The sequence below is a fragment of the Candidatus Paceibacter sp. genome (assembly GCA_013360865.1).
Taxonomy (GTDB): domain Bacteria; phylum Patescibacteriota; class Minisyncoccia; order UBA9983; family UBA9983; genus SURF-57.
The window spans coordinates 1-26,427 of record JABWAS010000003.1 but is presented as its reverse complement, the minus strand read 5'-3'; the positions used below and the strand labels follow the sequence as shown (position 1 = coordinate 26,427).

27 protein-coding genes, 6 tRNA genes and 1 pseudogene are annotated in these 26,427 nt (G+C 46.4%); 29 read left to right on the top strand and 5 right to left on the bottom strand.

Annotated features, from left to right (window positions below):
• Nucleotides 1-5: 5 nt before the first annotated feature.
• Both HUT38_00895 and HUT38_00890 read right to left on the bottom strand, forming a co-directional pair.
• Nucleotides 6-512, bottom strand: a complete 507-nt coding sequence (locus HUT38_00895; protein NUQ57036.1) for a vitamin K epoxide reductase family protein — start codon at nt 510-512, stop codon at nt 6-8.
• The gene (locus HUT38_00890) at nt 478-1,059 is read right to left on the bottom strand and encodes a DsbA family protein (protein NUQ57035.1); all 582 of its coding nucleotides are present in this window, start codon (nt 1,057-1,059) and stop codon (nt 478-480) included. The genes HUT38_00895 and HUT38_00890 overlap by 35 nt, the downstream gene beginning before the upstream one ends.
• Nucleotides 1,060-1,328: 269 nt before the next feature.
• Between HUT38_00890 and HUT38_00885 the strand changes: the two genes are divergently transcribed.
• From HUT38_00885 to HUT38_00835, 11 genes are all read left to right on the top strand, one after another.
• Entirely contained in the window at nt 1,329-1,787 is a 459-nt protein-coding gene (locus HUT38_00885) for a hypothetical protein (GenBank protein NUQ57034.1), read from the top strand.
• A gap of 1 nt (nt 1,788) precedes the next feature.
• Nucleotides 1,789-2,421 carry an MBL fold metallo-hydrolase gene (locus tag HUT38_00880; protein ID NUQ57033.1) on the top strand — a complete coding sequence of 211 codons (633 nt, stop codon included), beginning with the start codon at nt 1,789-1,791 and terminating at the stop codon, nt 2,419-2,421.
• A gap of 138 nt (nt 2,422-2,559) precedes the next feature.
• The gene (locus HUT38_00875; GenBank protein NUQ57032.1) at nt 2,560-2,892 is read left to right on the top strand and encodes a hypothetical protein; all 333 of its coding nucleotides are present in this window, start codon (nt 2,560-2,562) and stop codon (nt 2,890-2,892) included.
• A complete protein-coding gene (gene gyrA / locus HUT38_00870; protein ID NUQ57031.1) occupies nt 2,876-5,326 on the top strand; it encodes a DNA gyrase subunit A in 2,451 nt (816 codons plus the stop codon). The genes HUT38_00875 and gyrA overlap by 17 nt, the downstream gene beginning before the upstream one ends.
• 103 nt (nt 5,327-5,429) lie before the next feature.
• The gene (locus HUT38_00865; GenBank protein NUQ57030.1) at nt 5,430-5,960 is read left to right on the top strand and encodes a methyltransferase domain-containing protein; all 531 of its coding nucleotides are present in this window, start codon (nt 5,430-5,432) and stop codon (nt 5,958-5,960) included.
• Between the two features lie 4 nt (nt 5,961-5,964).
• Nucleotides 5,965-7,284 carry an extracellular solute-binding protein gene (locus tag HUT38_00860; GenBank protein ID NUQ57029.1) on the top strand — a complete coding sequence of 440 codons (1,320 nt, stop codon included), beginning with the start codon at nt 5,965-5,967 and terminating at the stop codon, nt 7,282-7,284.
• Nucleotides 7,285-7,296: 12 nt separating this feature from the next.
• Nucleotides 7,297-7,722, top strand: coding sequence for a hypothetical protein (locus tag HUT38_00855; protein NUQ57028.1), 426 nt, complete (start codon nt 7,297-7,299; stop codon nt 7,720-7,722).
• A 30-nt stretch (nt 7,723-7,752) separates the two neighbouring features.
• The gene (locus HUT38_00850; protein ID NUQ57027.1) at nt 7,753-8,130 is read left to right on the top strand and encodes a hypothetical protein; all 378 of its coding nucleotides are present in this window, start codon (nt 7,753-7,755) and stop codon (nt 8,128-8,130) included.
• A 141-nt stretch (nt 8,131-8,271) separates the two neighbouring features.
• Entirely contained in the window at nt 8,272-8,616 is a 345-nt protein-coding gene (locus HUT38_00845; GenBank protein NUQ57026.1) for a hypothetical protein, read from the top strand.
• A gap of 1 nt (nt 8,617) precedes the next feature.
• Nucleotides 8,618-8,881 (top strand): hypothetical protein, encoded by a 264-nt coding sequence (locus tag HUT38_00840; GenBank protein ID NUQ57025.1) that lies wholly within the window; start codon nt 8,618-8,620, stop codon nt 8,879-8,881.
• 76 nt (nt 8,882-8,957) lie between these two features.
• A complete protein-coding gene (locus HUT38_00835) occupies nt 8,958-9,428 on the top strand; it encodes a hypothetical protein (GenBank protein NUQ57024.1) in 471 nt (156 codons plus the stop codon).
• A gap of 32 nt (nt 9,429-9,460) precedes the next feature.
• Here HUT38_00835 and HUT38_00830 read toward each other — a convergent pair whose 3' ends face one another.
• On the bottom strand, nt 9,461-10,306 hold the full coding sequence (locus tag HUT38_00830) for a hypothetical protein (GenBank protein ID NUQ57023.1): 846 nt from the start codon (nt 10,304-10,306) through the stop codon (nt 9,461-9,463).
• 16 nt (nt 10,307-10,322) lie between these two features.
• The gene (locus HUT38_00825; protein NUQ57022.1) at nt 10,323-11,651 is read right to left on the bottom strand and encodes a hypothetical protein; all 1,329 of its coding nucleotides are present in this window, start codon (nt 11,649-11,651) and stop codon (nt 10,323-10,325) included.
• 136 nt (nt 11,652-11,787) lie between these two features.
• Here HUT38_00825 and eno point away from each other — a divergent pair, with 136 nt between their 5' ends.
• The 13 genes and pseudogenes from eno to HUT38_00760 all read left to right on the top strand — a co-directional run bounded on the left by eno (nt 11,788) and on the right by HUT38_00760 (nt 19,489).
• Entirely contained in the window at nt 11,788-13,125 is a 1,338-nt protein-coding gene (gene eno / locus HUT38_00820) for a phosphopyruvate hydratase (protein NUQ57021.1), read from the top strand.
• A 121-nt stretch (nt 13,126-13,246) separates the two neighbouring features.
• Entirely contained in the window at nt 13,247-14,797 is a 1,551-nt protein-coding gene (locus HUT38_00815; GenBank protein NUQ57020.1) for a 2,3-bisphosphoglycerate-independent phosphoglycerate mutase, read from the top strand.
• Nucleotides 14,798-14,826: 29 nt separating this feature from the next.
• On the top strand, nt 14,827-15,156 hold the full coding sequence (locus HUT38_00810) for a ribosome-binding factor A (protein ID NUQ57019.1): 330 nt from the start codon (nt 14,827-14,829) through the stop codon (nt 15,154-15,156).
• Between the two features lie 2 nt (nt 15,157-15,158).
• Nucleotides 15,159-15,230 (top strand) — tRNA-Cys (locus HUT38_00805).
• A gap of 6 nt (nt 15,231-15,236) precedes the next feature.
• Nucleotides 15,237-15,317 (top strand) — tRNA-Leu (locus tag HUT38_00800).
• Nucleotides 15,318-15,360: 43 nt separating this feature from the next.
• Nucleotides 15,361-16,320, top strand: coding sequence for a hypothetical protein (locus HUT38_00795; protein ID NUQ57018.1), 960 nt, complete (start codon nt 15,361-15,363; stop codon nt 16,318-16,320).
• 48 nt (nt 16,321-16,368) lie between these two features.
• Nucleotides 16,369-16,441, top strand: a tRNA-Lys gene (locus HUT38_00790).
• 12 nt (nt 16,442-16,453) lie between these two features.
• A tRNA-Leu gene (locus HUT38_00785) sits at nt 16,454-16,536 on the top strand.
• Between the two features lie 83 nt (nt 16,537-16,619).
• Nucleotides 16,620-16,690 (top strand) — tRNA-Gly (locus HUT38_00780).
• A 242-nt stretch (nt 16,691-16,932) separates the two neighbouring features.
• Complete coding sequence (locus HUT38_00775) at nt 16,933-17,118, top strand: hypothetical protein (GenBank protein NUQ57017.1); 186 nt, start codon at nt 16,933-16,935, stop codon at nt 17,116-17,118.
• A gap of 5 nt (nt 17,119-17,123) precedes the next feature.
• Nucleotides 17,124-17,196: transfer RNA gene (locus tag HUT38_00770), tRNA-OTHER, on the top strand.
• A gap of 74 nt (nt 17,197-17,270) precedes the next feature.
• A pseudogene (locus tag HUT38_00765) lies at nt 17,271-18,559 on the top strand (tyrosine--tRNA ligase).
• 384 nt (nt 18,560-18,943) lie between these two features.
• Nucleotides 18,944-19,489, top strand: a complete 546-nt coding sequence (locus tag HUT38_00760; protein ID NUQ57016.1) for a GNAT family N-acetyltransferase — start codon at nt 18,944-18,946, stop codon at nt 19,487-19,489.
• A gap of 49 nt (nt 19,490-19,538) precedes the next feature.
• Here HUT38_00760 and infB read toward each other — a convergent pair whose 3' ends face one another.
• Complete coding sequence (gene infB, locus HUT38_00755; protein NUQ57015.1) at nt 19,539-20,993, bottom strand: translation initiation factor IF-2; 1,455 nt, start codon at nt 20,991-20,993, stop codon at nt 19,539-19,541.
• A gap of 93 nt (nt 20,994-21,086) precedes the next feature.
• Here infB and HUT38_00750 point away from each other — a divergent pair, with 93 nt between their 5' ends.
• The 5 genes from HUT38_00750 to HUT38_00730 all read left to right on the top strand — a co-directional run bounded on the left by HUT38_00750 (nt 21,087) and on the right by HUT38_00730 (nt 26,258).
• Complete coding sequence (locus HUT38_00750; GenBank protein ID NUQ57014.1) at nt 21,087-22,577, top strand: glycogen synthase; 1,491 nt, start codon at nt 21,087-21,089, stop codon at nt 22,575-22,577.
• 14 nt (nt 22,578-22,591) lie between these two features.
• Entirely contained in the window at nt 22,592-23,974 is a 1,383-nt protein-coding gene (locus tag HUT38_00745; GenBank protein NUQ57013.1) for a polysaccharide deacetylase family protein, read from the top strand.
• Between the two features lie 191 nt (nt 23,975-24,165).
• Nucleotides 24,166-25,032, top strand: coding sequence for a metal ABC transporter ATP-binding protein (locus HUT38_00740; protein NUQ57012.1), 867 nt, complete (start codon nt 24,166-24,168; stop codon nt 25,030-25,032).
• On the top strand, nt 25,022-25,783 hold the full coding sequence (locus tag HUT38_00735) for a metal ABC transporter permease (GenBank protein ID NUQ57011.1): 762 nt from the start codon (nt 25,022-25,024) through the stop codon (nt 25,781-25,783). Before HUT38_00740 ends, HUT38_00735 begins: the two co-directional genes overlap by 11 nt.
• 1 nt (nt 25,784) lies before the next feature.
• Complete coding sequence (locus HUT38_00730; GenBank protein ID NUQ57010.1) at nt 25,785-26,258, top strand: TrmH family RNA methyltransferase; 474 nt, start codon at nt 25,785-25,787, stop codon at nt 26,256-26,258.
• Nucleotides 26,259-26,427: the final 169 nt, after the last annotated feature.

Genomic DNA, 26,427 nt, shown 5'->3' with positions numbered 1-26,427 from the left:
AATCATTATAATCCTGCCGGATTTTCTTGCAATACTCCGGTGTGAATTTCTTTTTTGAGTCGGAAAAATGTCGCCAATCCTATGACGAAAAGAGTGGTGGAGGTGAAAGCGGAGAACAGGCAGTAAGCGCAGAAATATTTTAGAACGAAGGCCTGCACGAAAAAGAACCACGCCGAAGCCGCGAACCCGACGGGGACGAATAAGGAGAGGAAGAAAAGAATTTTTTTATTTTTTGTCTGCAGGTAAATTATGGAAACCAGAAGGACGACAAGATAATATATCGCCCCGAGTAAAGCCACGGAAACTCCGCCGATCTCGGCGAATTTGCTCGTTGTCACCACGTCGCAGCCCTGGAACAAGCCGCAGGGTGGCAATGTGCCGGAGTAATGTTTGGAGGCAAGGTAAGAAGAGTCCAGCAGACCGAAGAAACTGACGACGGCCATCAGTATTCCCGTTTTAGAAAAAAATTTCGCGCCGCTAGCCGTTTTGCTGTAAGAGAGTTTTGAATTCATCGTAGCTTCGGGGGTTGGTTATCTTCTTCCCGTTGAGAAAGAAAGAGGGGGTGGAGTTGACGCCGGCCTTTACGCCGCTTTTGTAATCGGCGTCAACCTTGGCCTTTATTTCTTCGGAATTATAGTCAGCCGCGAACTGTTCCACATTCAAGCCGAGTTGCCGCGCGTAGCCGGTAAAAATTTCTTCGGCCTTGGCGGAATTTTCCCACGCCTTCTGGTTTTCAAAAATCAGGTCGTGCATCTCCCAGAATTTGCCCTGCTTGCCGGCGGCCTCGGCGGCGGCGGCGGAAGTTTTGGCGTTCTTGTGTTGGGGAAGCGGGAAGTGGCGGTAAACGAAAGCGACCTTGTCGCCGGAGTCGGCCACGAATTGTTTGACTATCGGATGATAGGAAGCGCAGGCGGGGCACTGGAAGTCGCTGTACTCAATTATTACATTGGTGGAACTGGCGTTGCCTTTGATTTGGTCGGTGGCGCTTAAGGCGGAAACCGTAAGGTTGGAATCGTTGTCGCCATTATTGCCTGGCTTTACTGAAGCCAGTTTTATCATGCCGAAAACCGAACCGATGACGATAACGCCCACCACCGCCCACAAAACGAAATTTTGCTTTGAATTTTGCATAAGTTTATTGGTTGAATAATTTACTTTTTCTTTTTACCCTTTTTCTTCGGGTTGTGTTTTGCGCAAGTTTTGCACATAAAAGTAGTATAACATAAAAAATATTGCAAGTTTTCGTACAGTTAGCCATATGGGGTGACATTTCTGGTAAATTGAGGTGACAAAGGTTAACCATCTTTACCAGATAACAATTTAATCACATGGCCAACAAAAAGCAGTCAGCGGCGTACGCGCCCAAAGTCAGGAGAAAGTGGTATTTTTTGGTCGAGAAATTGGGGAAAACGGTTGATGAAGTGTGCGGTTTGTATTTCATCTCTCGCAAAACATATTACAAATGGAAAAACATTGATTGCGGTTCAATAATATACGCGTCAAAGAAAGAACGTCCGGAGACAAAAATCAAGGGTGAATTGAAAATATTTATCAGTGAACAAAAGTTGAGATTGAATTACGGTCCGAAGAAAATGAGAATGTTAATTAAAAGAAAATTCAATACCGATGTTTCCGCCACCGCCATATACAAGTTTTACAAGAAAAAGAACTTAATCCGGCGTTCTCTCCTTTTTTTAAAATTGATATTTATAAGGGTGAAAATTCCACAGAATAACAATATTTATGGTACTTTGTCAACTCTATATCGTTTTCTAAAATTTTGCTAAAATGTCATCACTTATGGTAATCACTTATTACGGCGCGGCGTGCTTTAAGGTTCAATCGGGTGACTTTGTGCTGGCTTTTAATCCGCCGGCCAAAGAATCGGAATACAAATCGCCGCGTTTTGGCGCCGATGTGGTTTTTGTCAGCAAAAACGACAAGGATTACAACGGCTGGGAAAATTTGGCCAAAAAAGGCGACGAATCCGCCAAAACTCTTCTTATAGACGGCAAGGGCGAATACGAAACCAGAGGAATACATATAAAAGGTATCGGTTCCAACGGCGGGAAAATAAACACCGTCTACGCGCTATCTTTGGAAGATATCAATATCTGCCACTTGGGCGCCTTTGGCGAAAAAGATATTGACCCGAAGCTCAAAGCCGATGTCGGCGAAGTGGACATTCTTTTTCTGCCTATCGGAGGAAGCGGCGCGTTGGACCCGCAGAAAGCTGCTGGCATAGCCGCCCACATTGAGCCGAAAATTGTCATCCCGATGCATTATAAAGAAGTTCAGCTGAAGCAGTTTTTGAAAGAGTTCGGCAGCGAAGGGGTAAAACCGGCTGACAAGCTTACCATTAAAAGAAAAGATTTGGCGGACAAAAAGACGGAAGTCGTGGTTTTGGAGCCGGCGGTATAGAAATTAAAACACGAAACACGAAGCACGAAATTCGAAACAAATTCAAAATGATGGAAAATCAAAATTCAAAACTTTTAGGATTTAAATATTTGAATTTAGATATTGTTTCGAATTTCGATATTCGGATTTATTAAAGAGATGTCTTTAATTGATAAAATAGAAAATATGCAGAAAAAGCCCGACCATGTAAAACGGCGGATAGTTTTTGTCAGCCTTTTTGTTATTATGTTTATTATAGTAGCCGCCTGGGTTTCCACATTGAGGCTGACGACGGGAGAAAGCCTGAAAAAAGAAACCGCCGTATCGTCGCCGTTTGCCGTATTTAAAGAGATGGTTGAGGATGGGGTGGCGCAAATGGCTGGCGGTTTAAGCGATATGGCAGGAAGTTTGGATGAAGCGGAAACAAACGAGGCGGAAATAACGGAAACAGAAGCGACGGCAGAAGAAGAAATAAATGGAGAACAACAATAATAAAGAAACAAGAGTCGTAAAAAGAGACATCTCGCAGGAAATGCGGGAGTCTTTCATAGACTACGCCGTTTCCGTCATCGTGTCCCGCGCCTTGCCGGACGTACGCGACGGACTCAAACCGGTGCACCGGAAAATTCTTTACACCATGCATCAGGCCGGCTTGAGCCACTCGGCTAAATTTTTGAAGTCGGCGGCCATCGTCGGCGACACGCTCGGTAAATATCATCCCCACGGCGACATTCCCGTTTACGACGCCATGGCCAGAATGGCCCAGGACTTTTTGATGAGATACCCGCTGGTGGACGGCCAGGGCAACTGGGGTTCCATAGACGGCGACTCGCCAGCGGCCATGAGGTACACCGAAGCCAGAATGACTTCCGTGGCCGGCCAGATGCTTGAAGACATCCAAAAAGAAACGGTGGACTTCAAGCCTAATTACGACAACCGATTGATGGAGCCGTCAGTTCTTCCGGCCGCCGTTCCTCAACTTATAATTAACGGCTCTTTCGGCATCGCCGTGGGTATGGCGACCAGTATCCCGCCGCACAACCTCGGGGAAGTTATAGACGCCACTAACCATCTTATAGACAATCCGGAAGCTTCTTTGGACGACCTGATGCAATTCGTCAAAGGGCCGGATTTTCCGACCGGCGGTCTGATATTCAACGCCAAAGACATCCAGCAGGCTTACGCCACCGGCCGCGGCGGCGTGGTCACCCGGGGCGAAGCGGAGATAGTGGAGTCGGACAGAAGCGGTTTCCAGATAATAATCTCATCCATTCCGTATCAGGTTAACAAATCGGAAATGATAATGAAGATGGCCGACCTGGTGCGGGACAAAAAAATAGAAGGCATAAGAGACATCCGCGACGAATCCGACAGGGAAGAAAAAGTGCGAATAGTCATTGACCTGAAAACAGGCATCAATCCGCAGAATGTTTTAAACAATCTGTACAAACACACCGATTTGGAAAAGACTTTCCACTTCAACATGATCGCTTTGGTGGACGGTCTCCAGCCGCAGGTATTGCGTTTGAAGGAAATTTTGCAGCACTTCGTTAATCACCGCGAAGTAGTGGTGCGCCGCAGAACGCAGTATGACCTCAACCGGGCGTTGGACCGCGCTCATATATTGGAAGGTTTGAAGAAAGCGCTGGACCACATTGACGCGATAATCAAAACCATCCGGGCATCCAAAGACAGGGACGACGCCCAGAAGCAGTTGATGGCCAAGTTCAAATTTTCCGACAAACAAGCCAACGCCATTCTGGAGATGAAGCTGCAGTCATTGGCCAATCTGGAGCGGCAGAAAATTGAAGACGAGCTGAAGGAGAAGCAAAAACTCATCAAAGACTTGCGCTCTCTTTTGGCCGACCCGAAGAAAATAATGAAGGTCATCAGAGATGAGCTTACGGAAGTGAGAAACAAATACGCCGACGAAAGAAGGACGAAAGTCATGTCCCGCGCCGCCAAAGTGATGTCGGAGGAAGATCTTGTGGAATCAAAAGACCAGGTGATGACGCTGACCAAGGGCGGCTATGTAAAAAGGACGGACCCAGAGGCTTACCGCGCCCAAAAGAGAGGCGGCATGGGGGTGGCCGATATTGAAACAAAAGAAGAAGATTTTGTGAATATTTTTGTCACCGCAAACACCCATGACGACCTGCTTTTCTTCACCGACAAAGGCAAGGTGTACCAGATAAAAATGTACGAACTATCGGAAGGCAAGCGCGCCACCAAAGGCAAATCAATTATGAACTTTCTGGCTCTTTCCGGCGAGGAAAAAGTCACCTCGGTTTTGGTGGCGCCCAAATCGGCCAAAGAAGCCCAGAACTTCCTGGTGATGGCCACCAAAAACGGCACGGTCAAAAAAGTGGACGCTTCAAGCTTCAAGGACGTGAGGCGCAACGGCATCATCGCCATCCGGTTGGAGAAAGACGACGAGCTGAAGTTCACCCATTTTGTTTCCAAAAACGATTATGTGATTCTGGCCACGAAACTTGGTCAGTCTATAATGTTTAAGGAATCCGATATCCGGGCAATGGGGCGGGCCGCCGGAGGCGTGCGGGGCATCAAGCTGGCGGAAAAAGACGAGCTTGTCGGAGCCGACGTGGCCACGGACGGCAAGAAAGACCAGTATCTTTTGACGATGGGGCAAAACGGCTACGGCAAAAAAACCGGCATAAAAAATTACCGGCTGCAGAAAAGGGGCGGCTCGGGCATCAAGACCTTTAAGGTGACGCCCAAAACCGGACCATTGATGGTGGCAAGAATCGTCGGCCCCGAAGTGGAAGAGATGATTGCCATTTCCCAGAAAGGGCAGGTCATCAGGACTTCGCTGGCGGAAGTGCCGGTGCTGGGCAGGCAGACGCAAGGTGTTAGAATAATGAGGATGAAGCCGGACGACAGCATCGCGTCAATGACATGCTTATAAGTTAAAAGTTTGTAAAGTTGAAAGTTTATAAAGTTTGGATTATCTGAAAAATAAAAAACTTACTTTATGAACTTTATAACTTTAAAAACTTTAAACTAATTTTATGTTCCTCAATCCTTCGGAAATAATAAAAAATTTTGAGTTGAGGCGGGGGATGACGGTGGCCGATTTCGGCAGCGGCTCCGGCCATTACGTTTTGGAAACGGCCAGAAGAATCGGCAACACGGGAACGGTTTACGCGGTGGACATCCAGAAAAATCTTTTGGAGAAAATTAAAACGGAGGCGGGCAAAAACAACCTGACAAACGTGGAAATAGTCTGGGCCGATTTGGAAGGACCGGAAGGATCAAGGCTGGCCAGCGGCGCCGTTGATTTCCTCGTCATTTCCAACATTCTGTTCCAGCTTCGGGATAAAATCGGCCTGGCCAGGGAAGCGAGCCGCGTTTTGAAAAGCGGAGGCAGAGCCGCCGTCATAGACTGGAGCGAGTCCGGAACGGGTGGGCTTGGCCCGGCGCCCTCGGCGGTTGTCGCGCAAAAAGAGGCGGAAAGAATTTTCACCCAGGAAGGTTTTACGGAAGAAAGAGAATTTCCGGCCGGGAGCAATCATTACGGGCTAATATTCAGAAAACAATAAAGCGATGAAAAAAATTAGCTTTTTCCCCATAGCGGTCACGGGCGTCCTCATTTTAGGCGCGGTTCTGGCAGTGATGATCTTCGGCGGGTTCCTGCCCGGCTACAAAAATAAAAACAAGCGGGGCCCGGCCGCCAATCTGGTGATGTGGGGAACTTTGCCCCAGGAAAAAATCTGGCCGGTCGTCTCGGCGATAAACAAAGAAAACAAAGATTTTTTCAACATAAAATACGAGGAAAAAAATCCGGCGACCTACGAAAGCGAAACGATAGAAGCGCTGGCTTCCGGCCGCGGGCCGGACTTCTGGATTGTAAGCCAGGATATGGTTCTGGAAAACAAAGAAAGAATTTACACGGTGCCGTTCGTCAATTATCCGGAAAGGAGTTTTTTGGACAACTTCATTGACGGCGCGGAAATTTATATGGATAAAAGCGGCGGCGGCATAACGGCCGTCCCGTTTCTCGTTGACCCGATGATTCTTTACTGGAACAAAGAAATGTTTTCTTCCGCCGGCATCAGCCAGCCGCCCAAAAACTGGGACGAGTTCGCCCAATATTCCGGAATCTTTACCGAGAAAAACGAGGCCGGCAACGTGGAGGTGTCCGGCGCGGCGCTGGGAGAATTTACTAACGTTCGCAATGCGAAGGACATAATGTCTCTGCTTATGCTGCAGGCGGGCGAGCCGATAGTAAAAGCTGACTCAAGAGGTAACTTGAGAGCGGCGTTGGATGGCGGTGGAAAACAAGTGAGCCCGGCGGAAGCCTCGGTACGGTTCTTCAATGAATTTTCCAATCCATCCAAAAACAGTTATTCCTGGAACAAGGCTCTGCCCAAATCGGACGCGATGTTCGCCCGCGGATCATTGGCAATGTATTTCGGCTTTGCCGGCGAAGCGCCGGGACTTCGAGCCAAAAATCCCCATCTTGATTTTGACATTGCCGAGGTTCCGCAGCTTAAAGACGCAAGGAGTAAGCTGGATTTCGGCAGAATTTACGGACTGGCGATTCTGAAAAATTCCCCGAAAAAGCAGGCTGCTTTCTCGGCCATCGCCACTATGACCTCCGGAGCGAATTCCAAGAGGTTTTCCCAGGCCGCCGGACTGGCTTCCCCCAGAAGAGACGTTTTGGCCGAAAGGAGCTCCGACGCCTACTTTTCCCTGATAAACAAGGCGGCAGTGATGACCCGCGCCTGGATTGACCCGGACGCCCAGGCGACCTATCTGGTTTTCAAAGATATGGCGGAGTCGGCGGCCTCGGGCCGGGCCACCGTTTCCGAAGCTGTTCTGACGGCAAAGAGAAAAATTGACCAGCTGCTGAAGAAACCTTAACTAATCTAAAAAATGATAAAAAGGAAAACAAAAATTTTAAAAGCGGCGATAATCGGAACGGTTTTTATGGCGGCCAATCTCTTTTTAAGCGTTCCCGCTTTCGCCCAGGAAAAATCGGACATTATTCCCTGCGACGGCCTTGATTGCAAGATCTGCGACATATTTGAACTTGTTTCCAACGTGGTTAATTTCGCCGCGTTCACCATCGCCGCTCCGCTGGGCGCGATAATTCTTATTTATGGTGGCATAATGCTTATAACTTCCGGGGGCAACGAGAAGAAAAAGTCATCCGGCACCAACGCTGTTTGGGCCGCCGTGGTCGGTCTTTTTATAACCTTCGCGGCGTGGGTTATGGTAAACACTGTTTTGGGGGCTCTGGCGGACAAAGATTTTTCCGAATCGTGGTACGCCTTCCCCGGTTGCGAAGGCGACGATTAAAGCTAAATTACATTTAAAAACAAACTTTATATGCTAAAAAAGAAAATATTCATAATCGTAGCGGCGACATTCAATTATTTTAATTTTTTTCTGTCCGCCCGCGCCCAAAATTCCTCGGATTGCGAGTTCTACTCCGGTTCGGAAACAAGCGTTCTTTGCAACCCGCTGACTTCCAGTTCTTTCAGCGACTTAGTTAAAACAATCTCCACTTTGGCCATAGAAATAGGCATACCCATAGCGGTAGTGTTTATAATTTATTCCGGATTAAGAATGGTAATGGCCAGAGGCGACGAGAAAGCCTTAACCGACGCCAAAAAAGGTCTGCTTTGGGCGATAATAGGAACAGGTATACTGGTGGGAGCCTGGGTCATAACGGAAGTTTTGCAATCCACAGTCAAGGCGCTTTGAACTGTAGCTGTTTTTGAAATAATGGTTTATTATTATAGAACATCAAGGTTTCTCCTTGATAGCAGCTATCAAGGAGAAACCTTGATGTCAGAATTATTATTAGAAAATTTTGGTCGACCAAAAATATTTAAAAATTAATTTATGAATTTAGTTAAAAAGGTTTTAACTTTCGGACTGCTCGGTCTTCCTTTGGCGGCCGGAGCCGTTTCCAGCTTAGACGATCTTATTGATCTTACCGGCGACATATTGAACAAAATCGTTCCTTTGATAATCGCTATCGCCGTCATTATCTTGTTGATAGCTATTATCGGTTACATAAGAGCCGGAGAAGACGAAGAAAAGAGGAAGAATTACCACAATCTCATCATCTACGCCATCATCGGCTTGTTCGTGATGGTCAGTGTCTGGGGATTGGTCAATATTCTGGAAGGAACTTTTAATCTGGACAACGACTTGCCGGATATAGACGTTCTGCCACAGATATAAAATGAGCGCTGAAACCGTAAAGCTGATAAACAACGTAAAGCACCTTATCCTAAACCCGATAATCGGCTTTATGTTTGCCGTGGCTACGGTTATGTTCATTTACGGCATAACAGAGTATATTCTTGGCGCGGAAAACGAGGACGTAAGAAGCAAGGGCAAGAGACATATGATATACGGAGTGATCGGGATGTTCGTGATGATTTCCGCTTACGGCATAATCAATATTTTGTCTGATTTCTGGTGGGACATTGAATCAATTTATTAAGATTGGGCTGAATGTCTGGTTGCATCAAGGTTCCTCCTTTATAGCAACTATCAAGTAGGAACCTTGATGCCGTATTATGAGGAGAATAATAAAAAATTATCTTAAAAAATTATTAGCCGTAGTCGTTTACTTCCTGCCCGTTTTTGCTTTGGCGCAGGACAACCTCATAGATTACGACGTTGATGTAAGCACAAGATACACCGGAAGAGGAGGCGGCGGAGGTTTGTGGGATTTGCTTTACATAATTTTGGACATTTTGGATATTGTCGTTGTTTTGATTGTCGCCCTGGCCGTCGTTTATTTTCTTATCGGCATTTTAAAATACATCACTTCCGGCGGCGACGAGGATAAAAGGAAAGAGGCGGGCAAAATGATGACGTTCGGCGTCATTGGCCTGTTCGTAATGATAAGCTTCTGGGGGATAGTTAATATTTTGGTAAATACTTTTGACTTGGACGACAGCCCGCCGGACGTGCCGTATCTTTATGACAGCGTTTTGCAGGGAGGAAACGCGAGCAGTAAGGGCGGGGGGATAGATTTAGAATAAATTTCTGAATTATCGGCATAAAAAAGCGGCAGCTAGTTTTTGCTAGCTGCCGTTGTTGTTTGCTTGATGATGGATACTTCCGCATCCATCGTATCGCCCCGGCTGTTTTTTGACATCCAACCGGTGAAAATCGTTTCTCTTACGACCTTTTCTTTTTTTATCTGGTCGTAAGATTCAAATTTATTTGCGACACCGCCCTGGGGCTCTTTCAGCCACAAGACGGAATTTTTCCGGGTATCGCTATTCCAATAATACCCGGCAAAAAATTGTTCCGGAACATCCCTCTCCAGAATAATTTCTCGCTCCTTGCCGTCGCTCTTCGCGAGGTATTTTAGGGACATTTTGTTTTTGTCCCATATTATTGAGGCCACGGGCCTCTGAATTAATGGCTTTTGCCTCTCATAACTTTCTATGAGGGCGGAGGTCGCCTTAATCTCTAAAACCCATTCCACATAAACACGGGGAGGAGGAGTTTCTTTTGCGGATTCCGGATCCAATATCTTGTCGTACTTTTTCTCAATGACTTCAATTTCATCCTTAATCCCTTTCGCCTTTCCGACGCCCGAAGCGGTACTTGTTCCTTCTGTGATATCCTGCAACTCTTTAAGCAGTGGCGCAATTTCTTGCGCCTTTTGTTTTTCAACCACCTGCTTAAACAACCGCTCGCTCTGGGGCGGGATATAACTGCAAACAATCAAATATATCCCATATGCCGCTCCACCGGCGAAAATTAACCCTATTATTTTCCATGTCCCAGGGTATTTGGGCAGATACCCCTTCATGCTTATTTTGTAGCCGCTTGACTTTTGCCACAGCAAAAAAGAAATAAAAGCGATTACGCCAAAAACTATTGCCAATCCCCATATCATTTTGTCCATTTGTTATTCCTCCTTTCTATTCTTCCTCTTCTTCTTTTGGTTCTTCTGGTTCTTGCTTCTTTTTTCCTGTTTTTTTGTTTTTACCGCCTGTGCCGCCTGCGTCTACTCCGATCATGGGAGCGGCGGGTTGAGCTTGACCCAGACTTAGGAAATTGCCGCTAAAACCCTCCAACCCTTCCTTTCGAAATTGTTCTATCAGGATTTGTCCACCGAGAGGGTGTTTGCTGGCTTGTTCAAGTAGTCGTTCAAGATTTTTTGCTTTTGCTACGCCTTCCCGTTCCAGCGCGGCTCCTTCTCCTTCTGCTTCTTGTTTCCTAGCATCAGCTCTAAGTTTGGCCACTTTTTCCGCGGAAGCTGCTGTTTTTTCTTCTAAAGTTCCAGACGGTTGGTAATCTCTGTAAGCGGCATGGAATATTTTCATCCCCGTTGCTTTGAGAAAAATATTATTTTCTTCTTTAACCTTTCCGTTGAAGAAATCTTCTTTTTCCATTTCTTCAAAAGTTTTCAGCTCCTTACCCCTTAGAAGATCGCTTATTACGCCTCCAAACTTGGAACTTAGCACGGTAAACCACCTACCTTTAAGGTAAAACACCGGGATGATGGGATAAACCGCCTCAACCGTAACGTTAAAGTAGATATCAATAGGATACCTGCCCGCAAGTTCAATGTTCCTTACTATTATCGGGTAAGTGTACCTAAAATATAAAGAAGACACTTTTTCCGTCCTGTGGGACAGCCACAAGTCGCCAAAAGAAGTTTCCTCAACGCTGGCGCCTTTTTTCTTTTCTTCATCGGCTGTTGCTTTTGAGATGGCCTTATCCCAACTAAAGTCATAACGAAGAATCTTATCAAAAGGTATAAACAGCCCTACAAGCGCAAGTCCGAGAAATTTTCTAGGCGGTTTTCCTCCTTCTTCGGTTGGACAGATTTGGGGTGTTTTTATTTTTATTATTTTGCCCCCTATGTCCGCCTCTATTTCATCTTCTTTTGTCCCATACCCTTTTATATTGGGTATGATTTTTAAGAAGCTTTCTCCTCTTACCGCCAACTCAATTTCTCCTTCCTTAGGCATTGTAATTATTGTTTTGCTTTGCCCCAGCAAAAAAGCAAGGAGATAAACAAACAACAATATACCCAAAGATAAACCAAACACTGTCCAATGTTTCCAGTCCCAGTTCCAATTTGGATCAGTAAGCCGCTGCAAAATCCAGGCGACGAGATGGTACGCGTAATCCGCTATTTTTGAGAAACCCCCCATAACCAGCAGGGTAATCAAACCAATTACAGCCAAACTTGCAACCAACAGAAAAATTCTCTTCAGGTAAAACTTCCACCAAATGCTCATTTTTCTTCTCCTTTCAGAAAAAAATTCAGGAATCTTTAAATTAAGATGTTAAGGTAATACACATGTAATTATGCATAAATTAAGCAAAAAGTCAAGCCTTAAAAAATGCTTTGATTTTGCTAGAATTAAAAGCCTTATGTCTAAAATAACAAAAATTCACGCGCGGGAGATTCTGGATTCCCGAGGCAATCCGACGGTTGAGGTTGATGTTTATTTAAACAGCGGCGCCGTGGCCTGCGCGGCGGTGCCTTCAGGCGCTTCCACCGGATCCAAAGAAGCGCTGGAACTGCGCGACGGAGACAAAAAAAGATTCCTGGGCAAAGGGGTGCTCAAAGCGGTGGAAAACGTCAATAAAAAAATCGCCAAAAAACTAATCGGCAAAGATGCTGGCAATCAGAAAGAAATTGACGGGATAATGATTGATCTGGACGGCACGGCCAATAAAAACAAACTCGGCGCCAATGCCGTTCTCGGAGTTTCCATGGCGGTTTTGAAGGCCTCGGCCTACGACGCCAAAATGCCGCTTTTTGCTTATATTCAAAAAAATCTCGGAAGCGCTCCGTCAGAGGCGGACTCGCGTTATAAAAAAAATAAGGTTGCGAGAAATGAATATGTAATGCCCGTTCCGATGATGAACATCATCAACGGCGGAGCGCATGCCGACAATTCCGCCGACATCCAGGAATTTATGATAATGCCTGTCGGCGCCAAAAGTTTAAGAGAGGCTGTCCGGATGGGTTCGGAAGTTTTCCATAATCTTAAAAAAGTTTTAAAGGAAAGAAAACTAAACACCAATGTTGGAGACGAGGGCGGATTCGCGCCGACGCTTTCTTCTAACAAAGAAGCGCTGGAGGTGATAATGGCGGCCATCGACGCGGCCGGCTACAAAGCGGGCAAGGACGTGGCCATCGCCATAGACGCGGCGGTCAGCGAACTTTACGAATCAGGCAAATATTTTCTTAAAAAAGACGGGCTGGAGTTAAATTCGGAAGAAATGGTCGGCTATTATGAAAAGCTGGTTGCGCAATATCCGATCGTTTCTATTGAGGACGGATTGGCTGAAGGGGATTGGAGCGGATGGCAGCTGTTGAACAAGAAACTGGGCGGCAAAATCCAAATAGTCGGCGACGACATTTTCGTCACCAATCCGGAGATTATAGGAAAGGGAATCGCGGAAAAAGCGGCCAACTCGGTTTTGATAAAGGTTAACCAGATAGGCACGGTGAGCGAAACGGTAGAGGCGGTAAAGATGGCGCAGAAAGCCGACTGGACGACTGTCATCTCGCATCGCAGCGGGGAAACGGAGGACACTTTCATTGCCGACCTGGCCGTGGGTTTGGGGGCCGGGCAGATTAAAACCGGTTCGCTTTCCCGCACCGACCGCGTGGCCAAGTACAACCAGCTGATGAGGATTGAGGAAGCGCTCGGCAAAAAAGCGAAGTATCTTGGCGGAAAAATACTGGGCAGAAACTAGCATCATTTGCTCGGCTCGCATAATTTTCTGCTGAAAATTTGCTCTTCTCGCGCCGTCGCGCTGCGAAAGGCGTCGCAAACGATGCTAGTTTCTTTTGTTAACTTTGAGTAAAATTAAACCAATGAATCACAAAAAAGTAATTCTTTTGATTCTGGACGGGTGGGGATTGTCGGATGACAAAAAATACAACGCCATCGCCCAAGCCAAGACGCCGAACTTTAATTACCTTTGGAACAACTTTCCTCATTGCGAGCTGGAAGCGTCGGGCAAGGCTGTCGGTTTGCCAGAAGGGCAGATGGGCAACAGCGAAGTGGGGCACATGAACATCGGAGCCGGCAGAGTGGTGTATCAGGACTTAGAAAAAATAAACAAGGCGGTTGAAGAAAAAATACTGGAGAAAAATCCTCTTCTTGCCGCGGCTTTTGAGAAAGCGAAAAAATTTAATTCCACTGTTCACATAAAGGGACTTGTTTCGCCGGGCGGGGTGCATTCCCATATCAGACATCTCTACGCCTTGATTGATTTGGCCAAAAAGTCGGGAGTGCCGAGAGTTTTTATCCACGCTTTTACCGACGGGCGGGACACTCCGCCGCAAAGTGCCGAAAAATATGTGGCCGAGTTGGAGTCAGTTTGCAAAGAATCAGGCATGGCCTGCGTGGCCTCGCTCTCCGGCCGTTATTACGCTATGGACAGAGATAATAATTGGGACAGGACGCAATGCGCTTTTAACGCCATAACTAAAGGGGAAGGAGAAAAGTACGATTCCCCGGCGGAAGCCATAAGAAAGAATTATGAGTCCGGCGTAACCGATGAATTTATCAAGCCGTGTGTTTTCCCGACGCCAGCTGGCAGAACTTGCGAAATCATGGACCATGACGTGATGATATTCTTCAACTTCCGCTCCGACCGGGCCAGACAGCTGGCCCAAAAATTCAACGAGGAATGCCACGCCGAAGATTTCACTTATCTGACAATGACCGAATATGATTCGTCTATGGCTAAAACGGCGCTTTTTTCCGGCGGAGTGATTGAAGAAAATCTGGCGGAAGTTTTATCCAAAAACAACCTGAAGCAGTTTCATGTTGCGGAGACGGAAAAATTCGCCCATGCCACTTACTTTTTCAACGGAGGCAGGGAATATCCGTACGCGGGCGAAGACCGTCTGCTTATCCCATCCAACAAAGTCGCCACTCATGACCTGGCGCCGGAGATGAAAGCCGAAGAAATCGCCGACGCCGTGGTAGAAAAGTCCGCCGGCGGCAAATATGATTTTATTCTGGCCAACTTTGCCAATCTGGACATGGTGGGCCATTCCGGAAAGGTTGAAGCAACTGTCAGGGCGGTTGAAGCAGTGGATGGAAGCATCGGCCGGATTTTTGAAGCGGTGAAAAAATTCGGATATGTTTTGATTGTGACGGCCGACCACGGCAACGCCGAAAAAATGTTTGACGATAAAACCGGCAGTCCGCACACGGCCCACACGGAAAGCCGTGTGCCGCTTATAATTGCCGCCAAAAATATAAAGCTTAAAAACTCGGACAAGCCCTCCGTGTCGGCGGGTAAACCCTCCTCGCGGACGGGTAAACTGGCTGATATCGCCCCGACAATTCTGGAGATAATGGGGATTGAAAAACCGGCGGAAATGAGGGGGGAGAGCTTGGCCTTGAAATAAGGCTTTTAATGTTGCAAAATACAGCAGTGATGGATAGCGCAAAAATAAAGAAAAAAAAGAGGTTGGCGTCTTTGCTGCGCGAGGTGGCCGGCTCTTTTATAAGATTTGAAGTGGACCCGGAGGCGCTGGTGACGGCGACCAAGGTTATTTTGTCCGCGAGCACCGACTACGTGCGGGTTTTGATAAGCGTTTTTCCGGAAAAGAAAGAAAAAGAAATTGTTGACCTTTTAAACAGAAAAAGAAAAGATTTGAGAAAATTTCTGAAAGCGGAAACAAGACTGCAAAACCTGCCGGAGGTGTCTTTTGAGATAGACAAAGGATTGAAGCTGGAAACAAAGATAGAAAATATTTTAAAGTAAACGGCGCGGTGGCGAAGTGGTAACGCTGCGGTCTGCAAAACCGCCATACGCGGGTTCGATTCCCGCCCGCGCCTTTGGATGCCGGTGTGGTGGAATGGTATACACGCACGACTTAAAATCGTGTCCCGAAAGGGATGTGGGTTCGAGTCCCACCACCGGCAATTGTTCGGAACGAACTTTATAAATTATGCTATAATCATTTTTATGAACGAAGAAATCAAAAAAACAGGGCCGAAGGACGTGTTCTTGAACCTTTTGGCTATCATATCGTTTTACGTCTGCGTCGTATTCTTCAGCATAGTCGTATTCAACTTTGTTGATTTTTATTTTCCCGACCCGTTGAGACATATTACCGCCGGAGGGATAAGGGCTAACTTAAGGTGGCCGCTTTCGGTTCTGGCCATCGCTTTCCCTTTCTACGTATGGATATCGTCATTTATCCAGAAAGACCTTGCCGCTAATCCGGAAAAAAAGACTCTTAAAATCAGAAAGTGGCTGCTGTACTTCACTCTTTTTGTGGCGATAATAACCATGGCCGGCGACTTCGTCACGGTAGTTTATCAATTTTTAAACGGCAGTCTGACAATGCCCTTCCTTCTGAAAATTATGACTGTGTTGGTTATCGCCATCGCCGCCTTCTTTTATTACGGCTGGATTTTGAGAAAAGAGACCGCGCCTTCGTCCAATCCCAAAATGAAGGCGCTTATCAGGACAATGGTCGCGTTGGGTGGCATCGCCGTCATCTTCGGTTTTTACACCGTGGGCTTGCCCCAATCGGAGAGATTAAGGCAGTTTGACCAAAGGAGGGTAGACGACCTCTCCAATATCCAATGGCAGGTTGTTGATTACTGGCAGACGAAAGGAAGATTGCCCCAAAATCTGGACGAGTTGAAAAACGACATCACTGGCTTTATCCCGCCCAATGATCCGGAAACCGGTCTGCCCTATGAGTACCGAACGACGGGCAATTTGTCATTTGAACTTTGCGCCGAATTTAAAACTTCCAACAAAGACGAGAATATTAACGGACCAAAGAGAATACCTATTGCCGTTGATGGCCTGGGTATAAACCAAAACTGGATTCACGAGGAAGGCAGATCTTGTTTTCCCCGCACCATAGATCTGGACAGGTTCCCGCCGAGGAAAGCGGCGAAGCTGCAATAAATTTTACTTGATTAAAAACCAAAATCCGCTATTCTAATAGCGGATTTTGCCCTGTTAGCTCAGTTGGTAGAGCAACTCCCTCTTAAGGAGATGGTCGGGGGTTCGAATCCCTCACAGGGCATAATATTTATTTGCTGGGGTGGTGGAATGGCAGACACGCCAGCCTTAGAAGCTGGTGGGGGAAACCCCGTGGAGGTTCAAGTCCTCTCCCCAGCACCTTTATTTTTTGTAGTATTCGTATATAATTTATTTTATTGCAACTGCGCCAAAGCGGGCCTGCCCGCCGAAGCGTAGCGAAGGCGGGTATGGTTTAGTGGTAGAACACGTCCTTGCCAAGGATGAGACAGGAGTTCGATTCTCCTTACCCGCATAAAAATAATGAGAAAACGCGAAGCGTTTGCGAATATATTTTTATAGCCAGGTAAGAGAATCGAAGGCCGGAGTTCCGCTTTGCGGAACGAGGTGGGGTCGCGAAAATTTGCGAAGCAAATTATTTGTGATCGATTCTCCTTACCCGCGTAGCCAATTTGACTTTTTAACCAAAAATGATACTATATGTAACGTATCGTTTTTTGACATTTATTTTTCCTAAACTTTTATAAGGAGAATAAAATGAAGTTTATTGAAAAAATTTTAAGCTTTTTTGTTAATATTTTTGCATCGCTGATTTGTCCGACCTGGAACTGCACCCAAGATGATTTAGACAAAATGATGGTTAAAAAAGGGTACAGGAAAGGTTATGCCGGACACTGGATTATGGTTGATGACATTAACCCTGATCTGGACACTAGAGCTTAGTTCTCCGGGGTGTAGCGCAGCTTAGGAAGCGCGCCGCCCACAATGCGGAGGTCGCAGGTTCAAGTCCTGCCACCCCGATCAATATAAAGGGGCTTAGTTAAAACTAAGCCCCTGTTTTTTTTGCCCGTATTTGCTAGAATTAAAAGCAATTTATGGACATATTTGAGGAATTAAAACAGAGAGGGCTTATTTACCAGGTTTCCAACGAAGAAAAAGTAAAAGAGTATTTGGCAAAAAAAGGCAACAATTTTTACTGTGGTTTTGACCCAAGCGGAGAGAGCTTGCAGGTCGGAAATTTGCTGGTGACAATAACAGCCAAAAGACTGGAACAAGCCGGGTTGAAGCCGATTATTCTTGTCGGCGGCGCGACCGGGCTTGTTGGCGACCCAAGTGGGAAAATGGCGGAAAGGGAACTAAAAAGCGAGGAGGAAGTTGAGCAAAACGCCCAATCAGTGAAAAACCAGCTTGGCCGTTTTTTTGACTTTAAAAAGCAGGCAATATTCGTAAACAATTACGACTGGTTTAAAGATTATTCTTTCATTAATTTCATCCGCGACATCGGCAAGAAGTTTACTATCAGCGAGATGCTTGCCAAAGAAGCGGTAAAAAATCGGTTGGAGTATGGTATTTCTTTTGCCGAGTTCAGCTACTCTCTCATCCAAGCATATGACTTTATGCAGCTTGATGAAAAATACGGCTGCGGATTCCAAATCGCCGGTTCCGACCAGTGGGGGAATATCACGGCTGGAATTGAGCTGGTGAGAAAGACAAAAGGCAAGGAGGTTTTAGGTCTGACTTGGCCGTTAGTGACGGACGCTTCCGGAAAAAAGTTCGGCAAATCGGAAGGCAACGCCGTCTGGTTGGACGCGAAAATGACCTCGCCTTATCATTTTTATCAATTTTGGCTCAACACTACAGACGCCGATGTTGTTAAACTTTTAAAATATTATACATTCTTAAGTCTGGAAGAAATAAAAGCGCTGGAAGAAAAAACAAAAACAGAACCGGAGAAAAGAGAAGCGCAGAAAACGCTGGCTAAAGAGGTAACGGTTTTTGTCCACAGCGAAAAGGCTTGCGCCGTCGCCGTGAAAATTTCCGAAAAACTTTTCGGCGGCAAAATAAAAGATTTGAGCGAAGACGACTTGGAACAAATTTTTACCGACTCATCGGTGGTAAAACTGGAAAAATTTCCGCTGGCCGGCGGAGGCCTCAACATCGCCGATTTCTTGGTGGTGGCAAAAGTGGTTGATTCCAAACGCCAGGCGCGCGAAGATATTCAAAACAACGCCATAGAACTAAACGGCGAAAAAGTCAGCGAATTAAATTCGGCGAAAAAGTCAGCGAATTAAATTACGTTCTCGGCGAAAAAGATTTACTGTCCGGAAAATACATCATCGCCAAAAGAGGCAAGAGAGACTATAAATTCGTGAAGGTAAGATAAACTTCACGCATACCCGCTATCGCAAAATTAGGGGGTAGTTGCTTATAAAAACGGAACCTATTTGAACGATAGGCAAAATAGGTGCCGATATTTAATCTTTACAATAATTTCAATCTATGCTTAACTGAAGTTGTTAATATGAATAACAATTATCATCAACTAGATAAGAATTTAACCGCCCGAATGCCATATTTGGAGGTTATCGGTATTTGCCTGAATAAAAAGTTTTTGTTTAGCCGTGATAATTCTATAATTTTTCTATAAAAAATAATTTACGTAGACTTTTTTAGAAAAATCTCGGCTGAACAAAAGCCGAGATTTTGTTTGGCAAATGCATGGCACTTTTAAAATTTTATAAACATTTTTAAGGAAAGGAGTAGTCTTATGGATGGCAGTGAAGAAAAAGTTGTATTTTTGCCTGGCGAAAAGGTTAATCTTCGTCCGTTGTTAAAAAGCGATGTCGGAAAATTAATGCGGTGGATAAATGATCCGGAAGTAACGCAATATCTTTCGGCTTATTTACCAATGCATGAAGACGAAGAAATATGCTGGATTGAAAATCTTTCCAAGCGGAAGTCTAGCGATATTGTGTTGGGCGTTGAAACTATTGAGAGAACTCTGATTGGAACAGCCGGTCTTCATGGAATAAATTGGAAAGACAGAACGGTCACTCTTGGCATATCTATCGGCGAAAAAAGCTATTGGGGCAAGGGTTTCGGAACGGAAGCTGTGTCACTGCTTATTGGCTTTGCCTTTAATACCCTTAATTTGCGCAAAGTGTGTCTAACTGTTCTTTCCAATAACAAAAGAGCAATAAAGTGTTATAAAGGATGTGGCTTTAAGGTGGAGGGCTGCAGAAAAAGGCAAATATTCAAAAACGGCAGATATTTGGATCAAATCTTGATGTCCGTTTTTAGAAAAATAGGATAAGTTTGTTCAGTAATATCTTTTCTTGAAAATAAAAAGAGGCTGTCTAAAATCAGCCTCTTTTTATTTCCCTATAATCACTATCTCGTCGTCGCGGACGATTTCTATTTTGTTTTCCGTCATGGCGCCGAATTCGTCCTTCGCCAATCTCGGCGTCGCGCCTTTTGATTTTGAAGGTTTTGCCCTCAACCATTTTGCCGGAAACAACTTTTCCGCCGATGACCTGTTTGTTTTTCTGACGGCTGAAAGTTTTTAGTATTTTGGCCGTGCCGATGATTTCCTCCCTTGGAATTTCCGCTTTTCTTCTGGCGATTTCCTCCTTGAGCCAGTCGCTTATTTTGTAAATTATGTCCGAAACGAAAAACGGCGTTTTGTAACGCTCGATTATTTCTTTGGCGGCGGCGTCAACTCCCGTGTTGAAACCGAAAATCACGGAGCCGGAGGAAGCTGAGGCGAATTTGGCGTCATCTTCGTTTATGTTGCCAACGCCGCCCTTGAGCATAGTTAAGACAACCTCGTCGTCTTTGAGTTTGAACAGTTCTTTCTCCAGCGCCTCCAGTGATCCGGCGGTGTCCGTCTTGATTATCATCCGGACATACGCCTTGTCTTTGATTTCCGGAGCCGCGGCGGATTTTTCCGGCAAAGATTTTTTGGTTATTTTTTCTTTAAGCTGGAGCATAAACTGCTCCGCTTCTTTTTTGCCGGCAAAAGTTTTGAATTCGTCGCCTACGGCGGGCAGTCCGCTGAAGCCGGTGATTCTGACGGGAGAGGAAAAAGTCGCCTCCTGCAACGGGCGTCCTTTGAAGTCCTCAAAAATTCTTACAGGGGCGGAAACCTGGCCGGCGACGATGAACTGCCCTTTTCTCATCGCGCCGTTTCTTATAAGCAATGTGGAAGAAATGCCTCTTTTTGGATCAAGTTTTGATTCTATTATCACGCCGGAGGCCGGCTCTTCGGGGTCGGCTTTTAAATCTCCCAGCTCGGCCTGGAGCAGCACCAAATCCAGAAGTTCCGGCACGCCCTGGCCGGTTTTGGCGGAGATGTTGGCGAAGGGGATGTTGCCGCCGTAGCCTTCCAAAAATATTTCTTTTTCGGCCAGCTGGGCTTTGACTCTTTCCGGCTCGGCGCCGGGTTTGTCTATCTTATTGATGGCGACGATGAAAGGCAGGCCGGATTTTTTTATAGTTTCGTAAGCCTCCATTGTCTGCGGCTGGACGCCGTCGTCCGCCGCTACCACCAAAACGGCCACGTCGGCCACTCTGGCTCCGCGCGTTCTCATTTGAGAAAAAGCTTCGTGCCCGGGAGTGTCCAGAAAAGTTATTTTTCTTTTTTCTCCGCCGCTCTCAACTTCAGCCTCATAAGCGCCGATGTGCTGGGTTATGCCGCCGGCCTCTTTGGCGGTGACATTGGCGTTCCTGATGTAATCAAGCAGGGTTGATTTCCCGTGGTCAATATGTCCCATCACCACCACTACTGGCGGCCTGGATGTTAGGTTTTTAGCTGTCATTAATCTAAATTATACTTATTTTTTAAACTTCCGCAAGGTTGGCGGCGCGGCAAACAATGACAATTTTTTTAAAAAAACTATAATAGAAACCATATGTTTAAAAAAGACAGCAAGCTAAAAGTTCTTTTCGTCGCCTCCGAGGCGGCTCCGTTCGCCAAGGCCGGAGGTTTGGGCAGCGCCGTCCATTCTTTAACGAAAGCGCTGGCGAAGTTGGGGCACGACGCGCGCGTAATGCTTCCATTTTACGGTTCAATAGACCGGACAAATTGTCCGACGCGGATGGTTTTTGAGCGGCTGGAAGTGCCCAACAACGATTCGGAAATGATAATATGCAACGTCAAAGCTTTCGCTTCGGAAAATGCCGCCGTTCCCGTTTATTTTCTGGAAAATCAGGAGTATTACGAACAGAGAGCCAACATTTACGGCTACGCCGACGACGCGGCCAGGTGGGCGCTTCTTTGCCGGGGGGCGCTGGAGTTCATCCGTTTTTACAAAGACTGGCGGCCGGACGTTATCGTGGCCTGCGACTGGCAGACCGGCCTCATTCCCAATTACCTTAAAACAAAATACAAGGACAACCCATTTTTGAAAGATATCGCCACGGTTTTCTCCATTCACAATCTTTCTTATCAGGGTGTGTTTGACCATCGTTTCGTCAGCGAGATGGATTACGACGACGGCCATTCGCCCGTGCCGGACATAACGGACCCGCGGCTGCTGAAAATAAATTCCATGAGAAGGGGGATAATTTACGCCGACGCGGTCAACACCGTTTCTCCCACTTACGCCAAGGAAATAACCACGCCGGAATATGGCGAACTGCTGGACGGGCTTCTGCAGGAAAGGAGGTCTCGCCTGTTCGGCATCCTCAACGGGATAGATTACGAAACATATAATCCGGAAACCGACCCGAGTGTTGAGATCAAATACAACCCCAAAAAACTGGGCGAGCGGGCCAAGAACAAAACCGCGCTGCGCCACAAGTTCAACCTTCCGGATAAACCGGATGATGTTTTTCTCCTCGGTTTGGTGTCCAGACTCACCGAACAGAAAGGAGTGGACCTGTTGATGGAAGCTTTGCCGCCGCTTTTGGAAAATTTTAATTTCCAGCTCGTCGTGGTGGGAACGGGCGACTCAAAATATTTGTCGTTTTTCACCGAGCTGGGAAAAAATTATCCCAACGTCGCCACCCATCTTTCTTTTGACAATGTTTTGCCGAGGATGGTTTTTGCCGGAGCCGACGCCGTCGTCATTCCTTCCAAATTTGAGCCGTGCGGCCTGACCCAGATGGAAGCGATGAGATACGGCGCCATTCCGATAGCGAGGAAGACGGGCGGTCTGGCCGACAGCGTGTCCGATTACGACCCCGTTTCTAAAAAGGGAACCGGTTTCGTCTTTGAAAAGTTTAACGGCTATTCCCTTTTCGGGGCGGTGGTCAGGGCTATTGAAAATCATAAACATCAAAAAATCTGGCAGAAAATCCAGAAGAACGCCATGTCCGCCGATTTTTCCTGGGACAAGTCGGCGGCGGAATACGCCCGTTTGTTCGCGAAGGCGATAAGCTTCCATCGCCAAAAAAATTAATCCGATTCTAAAAAATGAACTGGGCCAATTTTTTGCACATATACCAACCGGCGGTGCAGAAGCCGGAGATAATAAAAAGGATAGCCTCCGAGGCGTATGCCAGAATTTTTTCCGGTCTTTTGGATATAGAGAGGTGTCGCCTGACGCTCAACATCAGCGGCGTTTTGTGCGACCTGCTGGAGAAAAACGGCCGGCAGGATATTTTAAAGCAAATCCGCGAACTGGTTGAAAAAGGAAACGTGGAGCTTGTCGGCAGCGCCAAGTACCACGCCTTCTTGCCCTTGCTGCCGGAGAAGGAAATAGAGCGGCAGATAATTTTAAACGAGGAAACATTAAATAAACATTTCGGGAAGAATTGGAAGAAAGGGGGTTTCTTTCCGCCGGAAATGGCCTACTCCAAAAAGGTGGCGGAGGTGGCCAAAAGACTCGGTTACAAGTGGATAATCATAGACGAGATGGCGTTTCCGGACGGGCGGAAAGCGAATAAAGACGTTGTTTACGAAATTGACGGACTGGACGGATTCGCCGTTTTCTTCCGGCAGAGAAAGTTGAGCTTTAAAATTTTGTCCGCCTCGGCGGAAAGCTCAATGCCCGGCATTTTGCGGACGTTGGAAGGCGAGGCGGGTGAAGAAAACACTTACGCTCTTACGGCCATGGACGGAGAAATTTTCGGCCACCACCGGCCTGGGCTGGAGAGACTTCTTTTTGACCTGATGAAAGAAGAGAAAATAAAGCCGCTGACGATAAGCGAAGTTTTGCTCAATTTTACGAAAAGAGAAACGATTGAGCCGCGCCCTTCAACTTGGGCGGCGGTGCCGCGAGACTTCAAAATCGGCCAGCCCTACTTCCGTTGGAACAACAGAGACAATGAAATCCAGCAATGGCAATGGCGGCTTCTTAATTTGGCGCTGGAATCGGCGGACAAAAACGACGCCGTCATAAGAAAGTATCTTGACCAGACGCTTGCCTCCGACCAGTTTTGGTGGTCTTCCGCCCGGCCGTGGTGGAGCCTGGAGTGGATAGAGCGCGGCGCGCACGACTTAAAAGAAATAATAAAAAATTCCAAGGCGGCCAAAAAAGAAGAAAAAGAAACGGCGGAGGAATTGTATAAAAACATAGTTTTTACCGCTTTCTCCTGGCAGAGGACGGGTTTGGTGGACGAGCTTTCGCGCGGCGAGAACGAGGAGATAAGGCAGCGCCTGGAGGAGAAAGAAAAATTTTTCATGAGCAGGGAAGAGTACGAAGAGATGATAAAGGCGATGGAAGAAAGAATGCGCGAATCGGCGCGCCGCGATGATTATCATCAGGCGGCCATGATCCAGGACAGGATAGCGGAGCTGAAAGTTGAGATGGAGAAAGGCGCGCCCCGCAAAGAGGCCAACGATTTGATGTTTTGACCCCGTCAAATAACTTTTAATTCTTAGGAATTAAAAGTTAAAATTTGATTATTTTTTAATATTTTAAAATTGTTATAATTAAATTGTTTTAATTGATAAAAAATTATCAACCAATAATCAATAAAATTTTATTTGACAGGGAAATGGCAAACGATTATTTTGACAAACTTCTGAAAGGTAAAGAAGAAAAAATGCGACATCTGGGCGCCGACAATTTTGCCGCTCCTGTTCAGTTAAATGAACAAAAACCCGTGCCTGTAATTGCGCCTGAACCTGAAGTCAAGTCGTCGGTTAAAGCCGAAGAAAAGGCGACCGTGCCGGAATCTTTTCCTGTCGCGACAGCGGCTGAAAAGAAAAATATTTTGGAAGTTAATAATTTGAGCGTGAGCTTTGGCGGCGAGATTGTGATAGGGAACTTGAGCTTTAATTTAAAAGAGGGCGAAAACCTGGCCGTCGTCGGCCCAAACGGCGCCGGTAAAAGCGTTTTACTGAAAGCGCTTCTCGGTGTCCTCCCTTACTCCGACGGTTCGGGAAAGGTGGCCGGGCAAATAAAATGGGAGCCAGGCCTGAAAATAAGTTACGTCCCGCAAAAAATTCTGCCGGAGAAAGGTTTGCCTTTGAGTGTTGAAGAATTCTTCAAAATAAAGGGAGCCAAAAAAGATCAGGCCGCCGCTTTGCTGCAGTCAGTTGGTTTAGTCGATAAAAATTTTTTAAAGAAAAGAATAAGCGACATTTCTTCAGGCCAATTGCAGAGAACTCTGGTGGCCTGGGGATTGATAGGCGAGCCGCAGGTTCTTCTTTTTGACGAGCCGACATCGGGCATAGACATTGGCGGCGAGGAGACGGTCTACAATCTTCTCTGGCAGATGGAGAAGGAAAGAAATTTATCCATTATTTTAGTTACGCACGACCTCAACGTGGTTTACAAGTTCGCCAATAAAGTTTTGTGTCTGAACAAAGAAATGGTCTGCTTCGGCGAACCCAAACAGGCGTTGGAGCCAAGCAGCCTGAACAAGCTTTACGGCGGGGAAGTTAATTTTTACACCCATGAGCATTGATTTTTTAAGTTTAATAACGGCGGTTTTTATTGGCGGGGCGGCCGGTTACATCGGTTCGCTGATGGCCACCAGGAAAATGGTTCTGGCGGGAGACGTGCTTAGCCACGTGGCTTTGCCCGGAGTCGGTCTGGCGTTTCTTTACGGCATAAATATGTCGCTGGGGGCGCTGGCCTCTCTTTTAATCGGCACGATTGTTATTTGGGCGCTGGAGATTAAAACCAAACTGGCGGTGGAGACTCTGGTAGGCGTGGTATTTGTGTTAAGTCTTGCCGTCGGTTATCTTATTACTCCGGACGAGGAATTGATCCATGCCTTGTTCGGCGACATTTCCAGAATATCCGCCGCTGACGCGGTATCGGCGGTTGTCGTCGCGATTTTGGTTTTCTTTCTTATCAGGAAAATTTATCCCAAACTTATGCTGGCTTACGTTTCCGAGGATTTGGCGCTGGCCGGCAAGGTGAAAATCTGGAAATATAATCTCATTTATCTCTTGTCCATCGCCCTGATAATCGCCTTCGGCGTCAAGGTTGCCGGAACGCTTTTAACCAGCGCCTTGATAATTCTTCCGGCCGCCGCTTCCAGAAACTTCAGCCGGAGCATGTTTCAATATTCTTACGCGGCGATGATTGCCGGCGCGGTCACGGCTGGTTCGGGCGTCGCGCTGGCCGGAATATTCGGCTGGCCGGTCGGTCCGGTGATAATTTTGGTTAACGCCCTGATATTCGGCTGGTCATTGCTGCTGAAAAAGTAAAGTGAAGAAAGAAATTATTGTAATCTGCCACAATATCAGAAGCCGACATAATGCCGGTTCTATTTTCCGCACGGCGGACGGAGCTGGGGTAAATAAAATTTTTTTGTGCGGCATTACGCCGGCGCCGCCGCATCCCAATATTGAGAAAGTTTCACTGGGGGCAGAAAAATTCGTGGAATGGGAGAAAGCGAAAGACGCCTGGCGGGTGATAGAGAGTCTTAAAAAAGACGGTTTTTTTATTCTGGCGCTGGAGCAGGACAAAAAGGCGGTTTCGTTGGAGGAGTTTAAGCTGCCGGAAAACGCGGGGAAAATAGCTCTTGTTGTCGGCAATGAAGTGGAAGGTTTGCCTAAATCAATTTTAAATCGGACGGACAAAATAATTTATATCCCGATGCGCGGCCAAAAAGAATCGCTCAACGTGTCGGTGGCTTTCGGTATCGCGGCATATAAATTGGTGGAACTAATGCACAGGTGATTTTGCTTGTTTTTTAAAATCATTCTTGCTTTAATAAATTCAGCTAACTATTCTTTAAAAAACAAGAAATTAATTTAACACTAGAGGTTTTGTTGGCCAATTTAGAAGAGTGTTCTTCTAACATTTCTTTAACAAATTTTTTTGGAGGAAATGACAATGAAGACGCTGA